This is a genomic window from Pseudomonas sp. Tof1, assembly GCF_055390395.1.
Genome location: NZ_AP024344.1, coordinates 1,892,988 through 1,909,950, shown reverse-complemented (window position 1 = coordinate 1,909,950; position 16,963 = coordinate 1,892,988). Strand labels below are relative to the sequence as shown.

At 64.0% G+C, this 16,963-nt stretch carries 15 protein-coding genes and 2 pseudogenes; 6 read left to right on the top strand and 11 right to left on the bottom strand.

The window, feature by feature from the left end; genetic code table 11:
• Positions 1-55 precede the first annotated feature (55 nt).
• The 4 genes from ACZ5KU_RS08910 to ACZ5KU_RS08895 all read left to right on the top strand — a co-directional run bounded on the left by ACZ5KU_RS08910 (position 56) and on the right by ACZ5KU_RS08895 (position 5,301).
• Positions 56-1,828 (top strand): N-acetylglutaminylglutamine amidotransferase, encoded by a 1,773-nt coding sequence (locus ACZ5KU_RS08910; RefSeq protein ID WP_464737035.1) that lies wholly within the window; start codon positions 56-58, stop codon positions 1,826-1,828.
• Between the two features lie 4 nt (positions 1,829-1,832).
• Entirely contained in the window at positions 1,833-3,578 is a 1,746-nt protein-coding gene (gene ngg / locus ACZ5KU_RS08905; RefSeq protein WP_054063923.1) for an N-acetylglutaminylglutamine synthetase, read from the top strand.
• Between the two features lie 215 nt (positions 3,579-3,793).
• Positions 3,794-4,987 carry an osmoprotectant NAGGN system M42 family peptidase gene (locus tag ACZ5KU_RS08900; RefSeq protein ID WP_054057769.1) on the top strand — a complete coding sequence of 398 codons (1,194 nt, stop codon included), beginning with the start codon at positions 3,794-3,796 and terminating at the stop codon, positions 4,985-4,987.
• 86 nt (positions 4,988-5,073) lie between these two features.
• Entirely contained in the window at positions 5,074-5,301 is a 228-nt protein-coding gene (locus ACZ5KU_RS08895) for a YheU family protein (protein ID WP_017906378.1), read from the top strand.
• A gap of 10 nt (positions 5,302-5,311) precedes the next feature.
• On the opposite strand, the gene csrA is transcribed toward ACZ5KU_RS08895, so the two are convergent.
• Both csrA and ACZ5KU_RS08885 read right to left on the bottom strand, forming a co-directional pair.
• Positions 5,312-5,509 (bottom strand): carbon storage regulator CsrA, encoded by a 198-nt coding sequence (gene csrA / locus ACZ5KU_RS08890; protein WP_054057770.1) that lies wholly within the window; start codon positions 5,507-5,509, stop codon positions 5,312-5,314.
• Positions 5,510-5,694: 185 nt separating this feature from the next.
• Positions 5,695-6,509: pseudogene (locus ACZ5KU_RS08885) on the bottom strand (SDR family oxidoreductase).
• A 316-nt stretch (positions 6,510-6,825) separates the two neighbouring features.
• On the opposite strand from ACZ5KU_RS08885, the gene ACZ5KU_RS08880 reads away from it, so the two are divergent.
• Positions 6,826-6,978, top strand: coding sequence for a DUF3309 family protein (locus ACZ5KU_RS08880; RefSeq protein WP_081005919.1), 153 nt, complete (start codon positions 6,826-6,828; stop codon positions 6,976-6,978).
• 75 nt (positions 6,979-7,053) lie between these two features.
• Here ACZ5KU_RS08880 and ACZ5KU_RS08875 read toward each other — a convergent pair whose 3' ends face one another.
• From ACZ5KU_RS08875 to ACZ5KU_RS08855, 5 genes are all read right to left on the bottom strand, one after another.
• The gene (locus ACZ5KU_RS08875) at positions 7,054-9,135 is read right to left on the bottom strand and encodes an LTA synthase family protein (protein WP_054057772.1); all 2,082 of its coding nucleotides are present in this window, start codon (positions 9,133-9,135) and stop codon (positions 7,054-7,056) included.
• A gap of 342 nt (positions 9,136-9,477) precedes the next feature.
• Positions 9,478-9,669 (bottom strand): PLDc N-terminal domain-containing protein, encoded by a 192-nt coding sequence (locus ACZ5KU_RS08870; protein ID WP_010449788.1) that lies wholly within the window; start codon positions 9,667-9,669, stop codon positions 9,478-9,480.
• A 76-nt stretch (positions 9,670-9,745) separates the two neighbouring features.
• Entirely contained in the window at positions 9,746-10,276 is a 531-nt protein-coding gene (locus ACZ5KU_RS08865; RefSeq protein WP_054057773.1) for a hypothetical protein, read from the bottom strand.
• Positions 10,277-10,369: 93 nt separating this feature from the next.
• The gene (locus ACZ5KU_RS08860) at positions 10,370-10,888 is read right to left on the bottom strand and encodes an ankyrin repeat domain-containing protein (protein ID WP_054057774.1); all 519 of its coding nucleotides are present in this window, start codon (positions 10,886-10,888) and stop codon (positions 10,370-10,372) included.
• A gap of 108 nt (positions 10,889-10,996) precedes the next feature.
• Entirely contained in the window at positions 10,997-12,835 is a 1,839-nt protein-coding gene (locus tag ACZ5KU_RS08855) for a long-chain-acyl-CoA synthetase (protein ID WP_464737034.1), read from the bottom strand.
• A 378-nt stretch (positions 12,836-13,213) separates the two neighbouring features.
• Here ACZ5KU_RS08855 and ACZ5KU_RS08850 point away from each other — a divergent pair, with 378 nt between their 5' ends.
• Positions 13,214-13,486 (top strand): DUF3509 domain-containing protein, encoded by a 273-nt coding sequence (locus tag ACZ5KU_RS08850; RefSeq protein WP_017906369.1) that lies wholly within the window; start codon positions 13,214-13,216, stop codon positions 13,484-13,486.
• An 18-nt stretch (positions 13,487-13,504) separates the two neighbouring features.
• Here the strand turns inward: ACZ5KU_RS08850 and ACZ5KU_RS08845 are convergent.
• The 4 genes and pseudogenes from ACZ5KU_RS08845 to aroC form a co-directional block, all read right to left on the bottom strand.
• Positions 13,505-13,684, bottom strand: a pseudogene (locus tag ACZ5KU_RS08845) (helix-turn-helix domain-containing protein); the annotation flags it as partial.
• A gap of 397 nt (positions 13,685-14,081) precedes the next feature.
• A complete protein-coding gene (locus ACZ5KU_RS08840; RefSeq protein ID WP_054063927.1) occupies positions 14,082-14,627 on the bottom strand; it encodes an acireductone dioxygenase in 546 nt (181 codons plus the stop codon).
• 24 nt (positions 14,628-14,651) lie between these two features.
• The gene (locus tag ACZ5KU_RS08835) at positions 14,652-15,806 is read right to left on the bottom strand and encodes an MFS transporter (protein WP_054057778.1); all 1,155 of its coding nucleotides are present in this window, start codon (positions 15,804-15,806) and stop codon (positions 14,652-14,654) included.
• The gene (gene aroC / locus ACZ5KU_RS08830) at positions 15,806-16,897 is read right to left on the bottom strand and encodes a chorismate synthase (protein ID WP_054057779.1); all 1,092 of its coding nucleotides are present in this window, start codon (positions 16,895-16,897) and stop codon (positions 15,806-15,808) included. The genes ACZ5KU_RS08835 and aroC overlap by 1 nt, the downstream gene beginning before the upstream one ends.
• Positions 16,898-16,963: the final 66 nt, after the last annotated feature.

Genomic DNA, 16,963 nt, shown 5'->3' with positions numbered 1-16,963 from the left:
CCTCAGCGAGTCAGTTCCAGAGTGACCCTCCCCAACGGATAACCGGTAAGGACTTATGTGCGCAATTGCTGGAGAACTACGTTTCGATCGACACCCCGCGGACCTGGCCGCCCTTGAGCGGATCACCCACCACATGGCCCCACGCGGCCCCGATGCCTGGGGCTTCCATAGCCAGGGGCCGATTGCCCTGGGCCACCGTCGACTGAAAATCATGGACCTGTCGGATGCCTCGGCGCAGCCGATGATCGACCCCGACCTGGGCCTGTCCCTGACCTTCAACGGGGCCATCTACAACTTCCCCGAACTGCGTCGGGAACTGGAGCAGTTGGGCTACGCCTTCTACTCCGGTGGCGACACCGAAGTGCTGCTCAAGGGCTACCACGCCTGGCGCGAAGCCCTGCTGCCCAAGCTCAACGGCATGTTCGCCCTGGCGATCTGGGAGCGCGATGCGCAACGCCTGTTCATCGCCCGCGACCGTCTCGGGGTCAAGCCGCTGTACCTCTCCCACAACGCCCAGCGCCTGCGCTTCGCCTCAAGCCTGCCGGCGCTGCTGCAAGGTGGCGACATCAACCCGCTGCTCGACCCGGTCGCCCTCAACCACTACCTGAACTTCCATGCCGTGGTACCGGCGCCGCGCACCCTGCTGGCGGGCATCGAGAAACTGCCACCGGCGACCTGGCTGCGCATCGACGCCAACGGCCAGCGCGAACAGCACACCTGGTGGTCGCTGAACTATGGTCCGGCGCCTGATGAACTCGACCTGGGCCTGGAAGACTGGCGCGACCGGGTGCTCGCCAGCACCCGCGAAGCGGTAGCGATCCGCCAGCGGGCGGCGGTGGATGTCGGCGTGCTGCTGTCCGGCGGCGTCGACTCGAGCCTGCTGGTCGGGCTGCTGCGTGAAGCCGGGGTGGAACAGTTGTCGACCTTCTCCATCGGCTTCCAGGATGCCGGTGGCGAGCGCGGCGACGAATTCCAGTACTCGGACCTGATCGCCCGCCATTACGACACACGGCATCACCAGTTGCGCATCGACGAACGGGAAATCATCGAGCAGTTGCCGGCGGCGTTCCGCGCCATGAGCGAGCCGATGGTCAGCCACGACTGCATTGCCTTCTACCTGCTGTCGCGGGAAGTGGCCCGGCATTGCAAGGTGGTGCAGAGCGGCCAGGGTGCCGACGAACTGTTCGCCGGCTACCACTGGTATCCGCAGGTGGACGGTGCGGCCGACCCATGGACGGCCTACCGCGAAGCCTTCTTCGACCGCAGCTACGACGACTATGCCGCGACCGTGCAGCCAGCCTGGTTGCTCGGCGAGGACGCGGCGGGCGATTTCGTTCGCGAGCACTTCGCCCTGCCCGGGGCCAATGCCGCCGTGGACAAGGCGTTGCGCCTGGACAGCACGGTGATGCTGGTGGACGACCCGGTCAAGCGCGTCGACAACATGACCATGGCCTGGGGCCTGGAAGCCCGCACGCCGTTCCTCGACTACCGGCTGGTGGAACTGTCGGCACGCATCCCGGCCCGCTTCAAGCTGCCGGACGGCGGCAAGCAGGTGCTCAAGGAAGCCGCCCGCCTGGTCATTCCCAGCGAGGTCATCGACCGCAAGAAGGGCTACTTCCCGGTGCCCGGCCTCAAGCACCTGCAGGGTGAGACGCTGGCCTGGGTCCGCGAGCTGCTGCTCGACCCGAGCCAGGACCGCGGCCTGTTCAACCCGGCGATGCTCGACCGCCTGCTGACCGACCCACAGGGTCAGCTCACTCCGCTGCGCGGCTCCAAGCTGTGGCAGTTGGCGGCCCTCAACCTGTGGCTCAGCGAACAAGGGATCTGATCGGATGAAAGCTCACGCCACGACCTACAGCCAACGCCTGCTGCGCGGCCAGCCGCCTTCCTACGAACGCCTGCAGGCGCGCCTGGCCGAGGACGGCAACGAGCCGGCCCCGGAACCGGTGGCCGTACACTGCGGCTGGGGCCGGCTGCTGGTCGGTCACACCTTCGCCGACCCGGCCGCGCTGGCCGAGGAACTGCTCAACGAGCAGTCCGGCGAACGCGATATCGCCCTGTATGTCGCCGCACCGCAGCAAGTGCTGGCCCAGGCGCCTCAGCAACTGTTCCTCGACCCGTCGGATACCCTGCGCCTGTGGTTCAGCGACTACCGCCCGGCCACCCGGGTGTTTCGCGGTTTCCGCATTCGCCGGGCACAGAGCCCCGAGGACTGGCAGGCGATCAACCAGTTGTACCTGGCCCGCGGCATGCTGCCGATCGACCCGGAACTGCTGACCCCGCGCCACGAGGGCGGGCCGGTGTACTGGCTGGCGGAGGACGAGGACAGCGGTGCGCTGATCGGCAGTGTCATGGGCCTCAACCATCGCAAGGCCTTCCACGACCCGGAGCACGGTTGCAGCCTCTGGTGCCTGGCGGTCGACCCGCACTGCAGTCGCCCGGGCGTCGGCGAGGTGCTGGTGCGGCACTTGGTCGAGCACTTCATGAGCCGTGGCCTGGACCACCTCGACCTGTCGGTGCTGCATGACAATCGCCAGGCCAAGAGCCTCTACGCCAAGCTCGGCTTCCGCACCCTCAGCACCTTTGCCATCAAGCGCAAGAACGGTATCAACCAGCCGCTGTTCCTCGGTCCGGGGCCGGAAGCCGGGTTCAATCCCTATGCCCGGATCCTGGTGGAAGAAGCCCACCGGCGCGGCATCGACGTGCAGGTCGACGATGCCGCCGCCGGCCTGTTCACCCTCAGCCACGGCGGGCGCCGGGTACGCTGCCGGGAATCGCTGACCGACCTGACCAGCGCCATCAGCATGAGCCTGTGCCAGGACAAGAGCCTGACCCACCGGGTGCTCAGCGAGGCCGGCCTGAACGTACCACAGCAACAGCGTGCGGCGAGCGCCGAGGACAACCTGGCATTTCTGCGCGCCCACGGGCGCATCGTCGTCAAACCCCTGGACGGCGAGCAGGGCCAGGGGGTGGCGGTGGACCTGCGCAGTGCCGAGGAAGTCGAACAGGCGATCAAGGCCGCCCGCGCCTTCGACAGCCGAGTGCTGCTGGAGAGCTTTCATGAAGGTCTGGACCTGCGCATCGTGGTGATCGGCTTCAAGGTGGTGGCCGCCGCGCTGCGCCACCCGGCACAGGTGGTCGGCGATGGCCAACACAGCATCGGCGCCCTGATCGAGGCCCAGAGCCGCCGACGCCAGGCCGCCACCGGCGGCGAGAGCCGGATCCCCCTCGATGCGGAAACCCAGCGCACCCTGCATGCCGCCGGCTACGACTACAACACCGTGTTGCCCAGGGGCGAACAACTGGCGGTGCGCCGCACGGCCAACCTGCACACCGGCGGCAGCCTGGAAGACGTCACCGCGATCCTGCACCCGACGCTGGCCGAAGCCGCCGTGCAGGCCGCGCGGGCCCTGGACATCCCGGTGGTCGGCCTGGACCTGATGGTGCCGGCGGCGGACCAGCCGGAGTACGTGTTCATCGAGGCCAACGAACGCTGCGGGCTGGCCAACCACGAACCCCAGCCGACCGCGGAGCGGTTCATCGACCTGCTGTTTCCCCATAGCCGGCCCACGCAGTAGACAACCCCGGCCACTGTCCCATCGTGGAAGACGCCCGGCTCTTGGCCAAGGTCGACAGACGTCTTCGCGGACAAACCCGGCTCCTACGGGTTACGGGTGCTCATCCGGCTTGATGCACCGCATTGCACTGTAGGAGCCGGACTTGCCCGCGAAAGCGCCCTCCAGCCTGGACCAGGATCCCGGCCCACCACGTCCCCTGATACAAAGGAGTCGCCATGACCCATCCACTCCCCCATCCCGACCTCGACTACCTGCAACGGGTGCTGCTGGAAATGCTCGCCATCCCCAGCCCGACCGGCTTCACCGACACCATCGTGCGGTATGTCGCCGAACGCCTCGAAGAACTCGGCATTCCCTTCGAACTGACCCGCCGCGGCACTATCCGCGCCACCCTCAAGGGTCGCCAGAGCAGCCCGGACCGCGCCGTGTCGGCCCACCTGGACACCATCGGCGCCGCCGTGCGGGCGATCAAGGACAATGGCCGGCTGAGCCTGGCGCCGGTCGGCTGCTGGTCCAGCCGTTTCGCCGAGGGCAGCCGGGTCAGCCTGTTCACCGATACCGGAGTGATCCGCGGCAGCGTGTTGCCGCTGATGGCCTCCGGGCACGCCTTCAACACCGCCGTGGATGAACTGCCGGTCAGTTGGGATCACGTCGAACTGCGCCTGGATGCCTATTGCGCGACCCGCGCCGATTGCGACGCGCTGGGCATCGGCATCGGTGATTTCGTCGCCTTCGACCCCTTGCCGGAGTTCACCGAGAGCGGCCACATCAGCGCCCGGCACCTGGACGACAAGGCCGGCGTCGCGGCCCTGCTCACCGCGCTCAAGGCGATCGTCGAAAGCGGCGTGCAACCGCTGATCGACTGCCACCCGCTGTTCACCATCACCGAGGAGATCGGCAGCGGTGCGGCGGCGGCCCTGCCCTGGGATGTCAGCGAGTTCGTCGGCATCGATATCGCCCCGGTCGCGCCCGGCCAGCACTCGAACGAACACGCGGTGAGCGTGGCGATGCAGGACTCCGGCGGTCCCTACGACTACCACTTGTCACGCCACCTGCTGAACCTGGCGGCAGCCAGTGAACTGCCGGTGCGCCGCGACCTGTTCCGCTACTACTTCAGCGATGCCCATTCGGCGGCGACCGCCGGGCACGACAGTCGCATGGCGCTGCTGGCCTTCGGTTGCGATGCCACCCACGGTTATGAACGCACCCATATCGACAGCCTGGCGGCCTTGAGCCGCCTGCTCGGCGCCTACCTGCTCAGCCCGCCGGTGTTCGCCAGCGATGCGCAGCCGGCCAGTGGCTCCCTCGACCGTTTCAGCCGGCAACTGGAACACGAGACCCAGATGGAAAGCGACACCCGGGTGCCGACGGTGGACAGCCTGATCGGCCAGCGCAACCCGCTCGACTGAGGGCAAACGCGGCTGCCGGCCGATTACCGGTAGCCGTGCCCGGCCAGTCGCAGTAGGATCACGGCGATTCCCGAAGAGAGCCTTTCATGCTGATTCCCCACGACCAACTCGAACCCGATACCCTGACCCGGCTGATCGAGGATTTCGTCAGCCGCGACGGCACCGACAACGGCGACGATACGCCCCAGGAAACCCGTGTGCTGCGGGTCCGGCAGGCCTTGAGCAAGGGCCAGGCAGTGATCTTCTTCGACCTGGAAAGCCAGCAGTGCCAGTTGCTGCCCAAGCACGCGGTGCCCAAGGAGTTCTTCGACTGAAGCGGCGCCCCTAGCGCTGCGCCACCGGATCACGGACGGAGTCGACCTTCGTCAGGATCCGGCGGTAGATCTCGGCACGATGGACATTGACGTTCTTCGGCGCTTCCACGCCAAAACGCACGTGGTTGCCATTGACCGCGAGAATCCGCACGGTGATGTTGTCGCCGATGGAAATCTTCTCGCCCACGACACGGCTCAATACAAGCATGGCACTTATCCTCAAGGGTTTATGAGTGCCCAAGACTGCCCGGCCGGTTCAGCGCCTTCAATGCAACAGCGGCAAATCAGCCCGCCCTTACCGACACGGCCGATTCGCCCTACAGAATCAGATTTCATACTGCGCCCCATCAGACTTTTCGCCACAGCGATATCCGAGCGGAGCGCCCTGCCCGCCTACTGGCTGGACTGCCTGGCCTTGGCCCGCATCTTGTTGGCCATCACGGTCATCTCGTCATAGAGCAACTGCGGGTTCTTCTGCTTCAGGGCCCAGGCCATGCGGCCCTGCTCATGGGGCAGGATCAGGAACTCACCCTCGGCGACACGCTGGTAGATGTAGTCGGCGATGTCGCTGGCGGTGATCGGCGAACTCTCCAGCAGCTTGCCGACCTGGGCTTTCATGGCGGGCGTCGGGCCACGGAAGGAGTCCAGCAGGTTGGTCTGGAAAAACGACGGGCAGACCACGTGAACGCCGATTTCCTCCTGCGCCAGTTCCACCAGCAGGCTCTCGGACAAGGCCACCACGCCAGCCTTGGCGACGTTGTAGTTGCTCATCGCCGGGCCCTGCATCAGGGCGGCCATGGACGCGATATTGATGATCCGGCCCTTGCTCTGCTCCAGCAGCGGCAGGAACGCCTTGCAGCCCTTGACCACCCCATCAGGTTGATCGCGATCTGCCACTCCCAGTCTTCCAGGGACAGTTCGCTGAAGAAGCCCCCGGAAGCCACGCCGGCATTGTTGACGATCACATCGATGCCGCCGAACTTGTCCTCACAGGCCTGGGCCAGGGCCGTCAATTGGCTGTAGTCACGCACATCGCAACGCTGGGTGAAGCCGTCGCCGCCCGCCTCGCGCACCCGCGCGAGGGTTTCCAGCAACCCGGCTTCGCTGACATCGGACAAGGCCAACCGCCAGCCTTCACGCGCCCAACGCAGGGCGATTTCGCGACCCAGGCCGGAGCCTGCGCCAGTGATCATGATGCGATTTTGCATAGGAGGATGCCTTGTGCGTTCGGAAGAAGTGAGCCGCAGTGTAGCGAAGGAATATCACCCACCCATGCACCATCAGATTGCTGAATACTGGAGGCAAAGTCGCGCCCGAGGACAACTTCCGGGGGTGCCGCAAGCGTCACGGGTGAACCGCCGAAAGTGCATCGACACATGGAGCGAAGGCAATCGATGGCGGAAAAATACCTGAATAAAAAACTGAATTTTCCCTGCGGCGTGCCAGTCGGAAATTTAAACCGGTTCGTTATTTGAATGATGAATCGAATCGTGTACTGACGGGACAACCAACAAGGAAAACACCATGGGTACTATTCTGATTGTCATCCTGATTCTATTGCTGATCGGCGGTCTGCCGGTGTTCCCGCACTCCAGGAACTGGGGCTACGGCCCATCGGGCGTCATCGGTACCGTGCTGGTGATTCTGCTGATTCTGGTTCTGCTCGGGAGGATATGACGCCAGCACCCGGCAATGAAAAACGCCCCGAAGTCTCGGGGCGTTTTTCATGTTGCAGGAATAACCGGCCAGGTGTTACTTGGTCGGTGCCACACCCGCGGTGTTATCCAGCAGGCTCTTGGTCGCGGTCTGGATGAAGGAACCGAGTTTCTGCTTCAGCTCGGCTTCGTCCGGCGAGTTCGGCAGCAATTCGCCACCTGGGGTGGCGCCCAGGTGGTAGCTCCACAGACGCGCCGGCACATCCTTGGGCTGCACCAGCACACGGTCGCCGGTGACCAGCGCCACGGTCGGCTCGCTGCCCGACGGCTTGATCATGCCGATACCGTGGTCGCCTTCCGGCAGGTTGAGCAGGTCACGCCCCCAGCACTGCTGGCGGAACTCGCCGCCCAGGCGGCCCATGATGGTCGGGACGATATCGATCTGGGTACCGACGGTGTCGCGGCGCGCGCCGAATTTCTCCTGGATGCCCGGGCCGATCAGCAGCAGCGGCACGTTGAAGCGTCCCAGGTCCATTTCGGTGATCTGCTCCTCGTTGCCGAAACCATGGTCACCGACCACCACGAACAGGGTGTCCTTGAAGTAGGGCTCCTTGCGGGCCTTCTCGAAGAACTGGCCCAGGGCCCAGTCGGAGTAGCGCATGGCCGTCAGGTGCTCGTTGAGCGTGCCACGATCGGTGACGCGCTCGACCGGCAGGGGCGTCGGCAGTGCGTACGGGGTATGGTTGGACAGGGTCTGCAGCAAGGCATAGAACGGCTTGCCGCTCGCCTCCCGGGCCTTCAACTCTTCCAGGCTGCGGTTGAACATGTCCTGGTCGGACACGCCCCAGGTCGGGTCGGAGAATACCGGATTGACGAAGTCGTTGCGGCCGATGAAGGTGGTCATGCCCTGGCTGCCGAAGAAGCCCGACTGGTTGTCCCAGGCGAAATCGCCGTTGTAGACGTACACGTCGTCATATTTGCGGGCGCTGAGCAGTTGCGGCAGGCCGGACAGCTTGTGGCTGCCTTCCGGCGTCTGCATCAGGTACTCGAAACCGGGCAGGTTCGGGAAGCACGCCATGGTGGCGAACATGCCCTGGTGGGTGTGGGTACCGTTGGAGAAGAACCGCTCGAACAGCAGGCCCTCCTTGGACAGCTTGTCGAAATAAGGGGTGATGTTGCCGGGACGGCCGAGGGCGCCTACCGAGTGACCGGCGAAGCTTTCCATCAGGATCACCACGACGTTTTTGATCGGCAGAGTGTTCTGCGCCGGTGGCAGGGTGTCGCGGCGGATCGCGGCGATATCGCTGTCGACCAGCTTGTCATTGGCGGTCAGCAGCATGTCGCGCACGGTCTGCTGGGCCAGCGGCTGTTGCAGGGTGGCTTTCCAGATATTGTCGCGATCATCGGACAGGCGACTCTGGGCCGCCGAGATCAGCGTCAGCGTCCCATTGAGGCCCAGCTGGTTGGCGAAGTTCGATTCGGTGGTGTAGGCATCGCCCCAGCGCAGTGGCGGGCCCTGGCGCAGGGTGCCACGGGCGGCGACGACGCAGACCAGCAGCAGCACCACGAACAGCACGGTGCGCGCATACCAGGGCGCGACGGCACGGCTGCCGGTGCTCGCCGCGAAACCGCCACGGGGACGGGTGATCCGGTCGGCGCCGCGGAACAGCAGGCTCAGCACCACGGTACCCACGGCCCAGGCCAGCAGGTAGCGGACCACCGGGAAACCGTACCAGAGCATGCTCATCACGGTTTTCGGGTCTTCCTTCACGTACTGGAACACCAGGCCGTTGAGACGCTGGTGGAACTCGCGGTAGAAGTCCATTTCCATCAGGCCGAAGAACAGCGCCAGGCTCGAGGTCACCGTCAGCCAGAAGCGGAACAGGCCGCGTGCAGCCATGGCCCGGGCGCTGAGGAACGCCAGCGTCAACGGGATGCAGAGGTAGACCACGATACGGATATCGAAACGCAGGCCGTTACCGAACGCCTCGAGGAAGGTCGAGGCCGGGGTGTCGAGGATCATCTCGCGGTTGTAGACCAGCAATGCCACCCGCAGCAGGGTGAACATCACCATCATGATCAATGCACACAACAGCGTGTAAGCCAGGTGAGACTTGACTGACGGTTGCGGCAGGCGCGTTGAGGAGCGCTGCGTGCTCAGGGCGTCCGGGTTTGCCATGTCGATTGGAGACTCGTTGGATTCAGGTTGAGAAGTCGGGTTCTGCGGCGCCCTGCCCTCCCTGTGACGCGAGAGGGGCGCGAAGCCGGCAAATGTTGCACGATCATCGGTGGTTTACCACCCATGTATCGTCATTAACCGTTGAAATTCTCTCTCACCAAAGGAAAAACCTTTTCAGAACAACGGATTGCAGTATGAGAGAGCGCTAAATCAAGCGAAGGAATTGTCGTAGACGGAATGTGAAAATTTCGTTGGACGCATGTTTTGACACACAAAAAGGAACGGCCTGCCGAAGCGCGCCGCGCCACTCCGGCAGGAAACGCCCGACCGCCACCCAGGCCGCTAGATCCGTACGTTGCCCCGTGGCCCCGCAATCGCCCAGATGATCAGCCCCAGTACCGGCAGCAGGGCGATCAGCAGTACCCAGAGGATTTTCATCCCGGTTTCGGCACCGCTTTTCAGGACGTTGAGAATGGCCCAGATATCCAGGGCCAGGATGATCAGGCCAACGAGGCCATTGAAGGTCGAACCCATGGTGCTGCTCCCGAATGATGAGGACTGGCACTAGTAGGATAGCCGGCCACGACCAGGGTTCCGTCCAATTCCCGCCTCAGACGTGCAGCGCGATCCGCAGGGCTTCCAGGGACGGTGCGGCGGCGATGCCGACCTGCTCGCACAACTCCAGCACCCGTGGCAGGTCATTACCGTAGACCAGCACCGCCTGCAGTTCATCATCCAGCAGTTGGCTGAAGTTCAGCAGCACATAGCCACCCATTTCCGGGTTCATGCTCGAAAGCTGGATCTGGATGCGGTTCAGTGCCGTCAGCGCCTCGACCTTGGCCAATTGCTTGGGCTTGATGTTGAACGGCACGTCCTTGCCGAAGGACGCGACGATCTGGGCAAACAGGTCCATGTAGGTGTCCGCCTGGAACAGCACGGTCTCCGGCAGGCTGCCGACCACGACCCACTCACCCAGGGGGATCGGGAAGCTGTCGTCGTAGTTGATATCCGGATTGGCCGCCAGGAAACCGGCCTCGTCCGCATAGGCCTGGGCGGCCTCGTCGGCGATCTGCAGGATCTCGGCTTCGCCCATGCAGCCGGAGCTGATTTTGGTGATGAGTTCGATAAGGGCGGTTTTCATGGAGACACTGCGACCTGGGGCTGTTCGGGGGCGCGAAGGATAGCGCAAATAACGGCGCCGCGCAGGTACAGGACCGGCACGACGCCGGCAAGCTCAGGCCTCCAGTTGCTGCAACTGCGCGGCCGTGTCCGTCGCGCCCATGGTCCGGGCCGCCGCCAGCGCCGTGACACCATTGGCATCCGTGGCCCGGGGGTCGGCTCCCTGGCTGAGCAGGTACTCGACGATCGCGGTGCGGTTGAACATCGCCGCCATCATCAAGGCCGTACGACCGTCCGCCGATGCGCCCTCGACCTGCGCCCCGCCTTCGATCAGCAGCCTGACCATCGGCAGGTCGCCCTTGAAGGCGGCTCCGGCAATCGGGCTCTGGCCGTTGGCATTGCGGATTTCCGGATCGGCCTTGTGTTCGAGCAGCACCCGCACCGCATCGACATGGCCATGGTAGCTGGCGAGCATCAGCAGGGTGTCACCCTTGTGGTTGCGCAGGTTGACCGGCAGGCCGCTGCTCAGCAGCGCGGCCAGCATGGCGGCATCGCCCTTGCGCGCCACGTCGAACACCTGTTCGGCAAATTCGGCGGCTTCTTCTTCGGTCATTTGTCGGGCTTGATCGGACATCTCGGAACTCCCTGTGGCTGAACGGGAAACGGCTCATCTATGGAGCCAGTTTCCCGACCTTGAGTTTCCCTGTCATGCCTTATTTTTCAAGCCCTTCCATAGCCAGAATCAATAACGGAACTTGCCGGCATGAATCTCTTCGTGAATCCGCCCGGTCACCTGCACATAGGTGTCGGAGCCCGGCAGCCAGGCGTAGATCGGATCGTCGCCGACCTTGCCGGGGTCGAAGGCCTCGTCCCGCAGCCGACCCTTCTGGTATTTGAAGGTGCCGGTGGTTTCCATCTTCAGCTTCACCCGCAGGAACAGCGGGATCGCATAGCTCGGCATCTGCTGGCGGGCGAAACTCAGCAACTCGGCGAAATCCAGGGTGGCCAGCGACTCGGCAGGCGTGATCGCGGCCATTCCCGCCCGGCCGTTGGTGTTGCTGATTTCCACCCCGTAGGCCACCACTTCGGCGATATGCGGGTGTTGCAGCAGGATATTCTCCACTTCGGTGGTGGACACGTTCTCGCCCTTCCAGCGGTAGGAGTCACCCAGGCGGTCGACGAACTGGGCATGCCCGAAACCGATGTCGCGCAGCAGGTCGCCGGTATTGAAATAGCGGTCGCCCTTTTCGAACACGTCGCACAGCACGACCTTCTGGGTCTTGGCCGATTCGGTGTAGCCGTCCAGCGGCGCCTTGTCGTCGATCCGCGCCAGCAGCAGGCCCTGGCCACCCTTGGGCACCTTGCGCATGAAACCGTCGGCGTCGCGCAGCGGTGTTCCGCAATCCGGGGCATATTCCACCAGGGCCCAGGACATCAGGGAAAAGCCGATGGTGTTGTTGAAGTTGAGCGCGTTGGTGAAACCGATGTTGCCATCGCTGGCGGCATAGAATTCGCTGATGTGGTCGATGTCGAAACGCTGCTTGAACTCCCGCCAGACGCTCGGGCGCAGACCGTTGCCGATCATCTTCACCACCTTGTTGTGCTTGTCCGCGGCGCTGGGCGGCTGGTCCAGCAGATAGCGGCACAACTCGCCCACGTAACCCAGGGTGGTGGCGTTGAAACGCCGTGCCTCGTCCCAGAACTGGCTGGCGCTGAACTTGCGCCGGAAGGCGAACCCCGAAGCCCCGGCAATCGCCGAGCCCCAGCACACGCACAGGCCCGTGGCGTGATACAGCGGCAGGGTGCAATAGAGGACATCCTGCGGCCCCATGTCGAGGGCGATCAGGCCGAAGCTGGCGTAGGTCTTCATCCAGCGACCATGACGGAAGATCCCGGCCTTGGGCAGACCAGTGGTGCCGGAGGTATAGATATAGAAACAGGGGTCATCACAGAAGATCTGCTGGCTGCTGGCCGGGTTCGCCTGGTCCTGGCCGAGGCTGGCGCTCATCAGGTTGATCCAGCCCGCGGGCGCTTCACCCGGATCCGCATCGGTGTCCTGATCCGCCACGAAGTAGTGCCGGGCCGGGTCGATCGCCACCTGCTCGCGCACGGCCGAATAGGCCCCGAGCAGTTCCGCCCCGACGACCATCGCCACCGGCGACACCAGCGTGATGCTGTGGGCCAGCGCCCCCTGGGTCTGGGAGGTGTTGAGCATCGCGCAGACCCCGCCCACCTTGGCCACCGCCAGGATCGTCACCAGCAACTCGATGCGGTTCTCGATCAGCACGCCAATCACATCGCCCTTGCCGATGCCCTGAGCGATCAGGTAATGGGCTATGCGGTTGGCCCACTGGTTGGTCTGCTGATAAGTCAGGGAACGGTTGCCATAGAGCAGCGCCGCTCCCGAAGGATTGCGAGCCACCGCCTGTTCGAAACTCCAGGCGAGCCCGCAGGGCTGGTCGGGGGCTTTCACCTTGGACAGCTTGAGCCCGCGGATGACACGCGGCAGCGCCTTGGCAACGGTGGGAAGCTTGCGGAGCATCATGCCCCAGGTGATCACGTCATCGGTTTGAACGTTCATGGGTCACATCCTGTCTTTTATTATTATCGAGCGAACGTCGTCCGGGCCGACAACCTCGCCCACCGTCCTTGTTGCAGCCCCGGGATTCGCAGCCTCGCCGGGGGCCCGCCTCGAATCGAAAATACGGCAACCCTGGCGAAGCTGTACACGAAGGTTTTGCAAAGTTTTGTATCCTCGCGCCCGTCAGGGCGGCATCGGCCGGCGCTGGGCAAAATGCAGGATGCACGACGGCCGATCTTGCATTTTGCACGAAACAACAAAACCAATAAAACCATAACCTATTGATTTTAAAGGGATTTATAAAAAAGGAATACTGGCACAATCACTGCACCTCTCACTCCATCCCTAGTCATTCACTAGCTGACGGAGTCGATCGACATGGACCTGATCCAGGAAAAATTCTCTTCTGTATTCTCCAACTACGAAGTCACCACCCAGCCACGCCCTGACGGTGGCGTGCTGCTCACGCTGCGTGACCGCGACGGCAAGCAGATGAAACGCTCAATCTCCTACGCCCAGCTGCACACCGCGGAACAGCTGACCTGGGTGATCAGCGCGATTCGCCGCGACCTCGCCGGCCAGCCCAGCGAACTGCCGGCCATTTCCCTGCTGCAAAGCCAGAACCGTTTTGCCCTGCCCTCCTATCATTGAGCCCGCGCGGCAGGTGAGCTAGACGAGGCCGCGATGGACGGCCTCGCCAACGGCGTGGGCACGGTTGCTCACCCCCAGCTTGTGATAGATGTTGCGTAGATGAAACTTCACCGTGGCTTCGGACACGTTGCGGATCACGCTGATTTCCCACACCGTCTTGCCCGCCTTGGCCCACTTGAGCACTTCCAGTTCCTTCTCGCTCAGGGTCGGGGCCTTGGCGAGGCGATTGCGGCGATTTTTCTTCAGAGCCGGCAATAGCACCACCTGAACAACATCCTGTTTAAGCGGGTCCCTCGACTCCTTGATATCGGCCGGTCGAGGCCGGGCCATCTGCGCGACGCCCGCCGCCGATAGAGTGGGAATGCTCATGTCTGTTCCTCCCTGTGACTTTCAACAGTTCGCACAGTGGTTGCCCGAACAACCGCCGAAAACAGAGAGTTACACAGAAGTGGGAATTAACAACCGACCACAAACATAAACAGGGATGGCCGACATTTCATTAGGCAGCATCCTACAAATTGAAACATTCACTTCCGACTCAAGTTTTAATCACTCAAGCCGTGTGGCGACTGTTTAATGTCGGCGCTCCAGACCTTCAGTCGTCCAGGCGGGGAAAACGCCCGGCGATATCGTCCTCGACCGGGCTGGCAACCCGCCCCTCGGTCTTGTCGAACAGCCGGACCGCCACGCAACGCGGCTCCTCGCCCAGGTCGAACCAGTACGACGTACCGGCCGCAATGGTGATCAGATCGTTCCTTTCGCACAGCACCGCATAAACATAATCACCAATATGCAGGCTGAGCAGCCCGCGCCCGCCAAGGAACCACCGCACCTCATTGGCCTGCTGGCGCTGCTCACGCAACAGCTGCGCACAGCGCTCGAGCTTCTGCGGGTGACTGTTGTCGAGGCTGATGACCTCGACCGCGACACTGCCGTGCTCGCTCATCAGGGGATCGAGCTGGGCCCGACAGGCTTCGAGCACGTCTTCCTCAGGGGTGCCGGGGCGAATCGGCGTGGCGACGGACAAACGCTCGAAGCGAACGCCCTGCTCCGCCAGGGTCGCAGTGATATCGTCGACGTGGGTCAGGACCTTGTTCGCAAGTTCCGGGCTGCTGACGGGGTAAACGGACAGAATGCTCATGGCTTCTATTTCCTCGGGAAAGGCTCAGGGCCGATCCTCTTGCATGCGGGTGGCAATGATAATCGCGGCGGCCAGGACCGCCAGGCTGGCGATACTGAAAGTCAGGGTCGGCCCCAGGGCATTCCAGCTGTAGCCGGCATACAACGCGCCCAGTGCCCCGCCGGTGCCGGACAGTGCGGCGTAGAGCGCCTGGCCCTGCCCCTGCTGGCGCGAGCCGAAACTGCGCTGGACAAAATGAATGGCCGAGGCGTGGAAGCTGCCGAACGTGGCCGCGTGCAACAACTGGGCGAACAGCAGCACCCCCAGGTGTTCGGCGAAGGAGCCCAGCAGCAGCCAGCGCAAGGCCGCCAGGAGAAAGCTCGCCAGCAGCACCCGGCGCACGGAAAACCGCGCGAGAATCCGGCTCATGCCGAGGAACATCAGCACTTCGGCCACCACCCCCAGGGCCCAGAGCATGCCGATCAGCCCGCGGCTGTAGCCGAGGTTTTCCAGGTGCAGGGTCAGGAAGGTGTAGTAGGGACCGTGGCTCAGTTGCATCAACGCGACGCATAGGTAGAAGGCCAGCACGCCCGGGCTGCGCAACTGGCCGAGAAAGCCCTCGCCCGCGGGCCGGCTTTCATGGCCGGCCGGTTGCGCATTGGGCACCCAGGCGGTGCTCAGGGTGATGCCGGCCATGATCGCCACGATCGTCAGCGGATAGATATCCAGGCTCAACCATTCGAACAGGCGCCCGATCAGCACCACGGCCAGGATGAAACCGATCGAGCCCCACAGGCGGATCTGGCTGTAGCGCCCGGGCTGGCCCTGCAGGTGCGCCAGGGTGATGACCTCGAACTGCGGCAGCACGGCGTGCCAGAAGAACGCGTGCAAGGCCATCACCAGCGCCAGCCAGGCGTAGCTCTTGTCGAGGAAGATCAGCGAGAACGCCAGCAGCGTACAGGCCGCGCCGCAGCGCACGATCAGCAGGCGCCGGCCGGTGTAGTCGCCCAGCCAGCCCCAGATGTTCGGCGCCACGCAGCGCATCAGCATCGGAATGGCCACCAGCTCGCCAATCCGCGCCGGGGCGAACCCCAGATGATGGAAATACAGCGCCAGGTACGGCGCCGTGGCGCCGAGCAGGGCGAAGTAGAACAGGTAGAAACCGGACAGCCGCCAGTAAGGGAGCGGCGCTCCCGACATTACAGCTGGCCCAGCACCGGGGTGCTGACACGCACATCCGCATTCTGCGCGCGATGACGCAGCAGGTGATCCATCAGCACGATCGCCATCATCGCTTCGGCGATCGGCGTGGCACGGATACCGACGCACGGGTCGTGACGGCCCTTGGTGATCACGTCCACCGGGTTGCCGTGAATGTCGATGGAACGACCCGGCGTGGTGATGCTGGACGTCGGCTTGAGCGCCAGGTGCGCCACGATCGGCTGGCCGGAGGAAATGCCGCCGAGAATGCCGCCGGCGTTGTTGCTGAGGAAACCTTCGGGGGTCAGTTCGTCGCGGTGTTCGGTCCCACGCTGGGCGACGCTGGCGAAACCGGCGCCGATTTCCACGCCCTTGACCGCGTTGATGCTCATCAGCGCATGGGCCAGTTCGGCATCCAGGCGGTCGAAGATCGGCTCGCCGAGGCCGGGCATCACCCCTTCGGCCACCACGGTGATCTTCGCGCCGACCGAGTCCTGGTCGCGGCGCAACTGGTCCATATAGGCCTCCAGCTCCGGCACCTTGTCCGGATCGGGGCTGAAGAAGGCATTCTGCTCGACCGAGTCCCAGGTCTTGAACGGAATCTCGATCGGGCCCAGTTGGCTCATGTAGCCACGGACGACGATGCCCCGGCTGGCCAGGAACTTCTTGGCGATGGCACCGGCAGCCACGCGCATGGCGGTTTCCCGGGCGGAACTGCGGCCGCCGCCGCGGTAGTCGCGTTCACCGTACTTGTGGTGGTAGGTGTAGTCGGCGTGGGCCGGGCGGAACAGGTCCTTGATCGCCGAGTAGTCCTTGGACTTCTGATCGGTGTTGCGGATCAGCAGGCCGATGGCGCAGCCGGTGGTCCGTCCTTCGAAGACCCCGGAAAGGATCTCCACCTCGTCGGGCTCCTGGCGCTGGGTGGTGTGCCGGCTGGTGCCGGGCTTGCGCCGATCGAGGTCGCGCTGCAGGTCTTCCAGCGACAGCTCCAGGCCGGGCGGGCAGCCATCGACAATGGCGACCAACGCCGGACCATGGCTTTCGCCAGCGGTGGTGACAGTGAACAGCTTGCCGTAGGTATTGCCGGACATGCAGGGCGCTCCGCGAATCAGATCTAGATAACCGAGCGGCCCAGTATACGCAGGCTGACCGACGAG

Coding starts and splice junctions, on each gene's coding strand:
- ACZ5KU_RS08840 (WP_054063927.1), bottom strand. CDS start 14,627: ATGAGCATTCTGTCCGTTTACCCCGTCAGCAGCCCGGAACTTGCGAAC.
- ACZ5KU_RS08865 (WP_054057773.1), bottom strand. CDS start 10,276: ATGAAAACCGCCCTTATCGAACTCATCACCAAAATCAGCTCCGGCTGC.
- ACZ5KU_RS08895 (WP_017906378.1), top strand. CDS start 5,074: ATGCTGATTCCCCACGACCAACTCGAACCCGATACCCTGACCCGGCTG.
- ACZ5KU_RS08880 (WP_081005919.1), top strand. CDS start 6,826: ATGGGTACTATTCTGATTGTCATCCTGATTCTATTGCTGATCGGCGGT.
- ACZ5KU_RS08900 (WP_054057769.1), top strand. CDS start 3,794: ATGACCCATCCACTCCCCCATCCCGACCTCGACTACCTGCAACGGGTG.
- ACZ5KU_RS08875 (WP_054057772.1), bottom strand. CDS start 9,135: ATGGCAAACCCGGACGCCCTGAGCACGCAGCGCTCCTCAACGCGCCTG.
- csrA (WP_054057770.1), bottom strand. CDS start 5,509: ATGCTTGTATTGAGCCGTGTCGTGGGCGAGAAGATTTCCATCGGCGAC.
- ACZ5KU_RS08850 (WP_017906369.1), top strand. CDS start 13,214: ATGGACCTGATCCAGGAAAAATTCTCTTCTGTATTCTCCAACTACGAA.
- ngg (WP_054063923.1), top strand. CDS start 1,833: ATGAAAGCTCACGCCACGACCTACAGCCAACGCCTGCTGCGCGGCCAG.
- ACZ5KU_RS08835 (WP_054057778.1), bottom strand. CDS start 15,806: ATGTCGGGAGCGCCGCTCCCTTACTGGCGGCTGTCCGGTTTCTACCTG.
- ACZ5KU_RS08860 (WP_054057774.1), bottom strand. CDS start 10,888: ATGTCCGATCAAGCCCGACAAATGACCGAAGAAGAAGCCGCCGAATTT.
- ACZ5KU_RS08910 (WP_464737035.1), top strand. CDS start 56: ATGTGCGCAATTGCTGGAGAACTACGTTTCGATCGACACCCCGCGGAC.
- ACZ5KU_RS08855 (WP_464737034.1), bottom strand. CDS start 12,835: ATGAACGTTCAAACCGATGACGTGATCACCTGGGGCATGATGCTCCGC.
- aroC (WP_054057779.1), bottom strand. CDS start 16,897: ATGTCCGGCAATACCTACGGCAAGCTGTTCACTGTCACCACCGCTGGC.
- ACZ5KU_RS08870 (WP_010449788.1), bottom strand. CDS start 9,669: ATGGGTTCGACCTTCAATGGCCTCGTTGGCCTGATCATCCTGGCCCTG.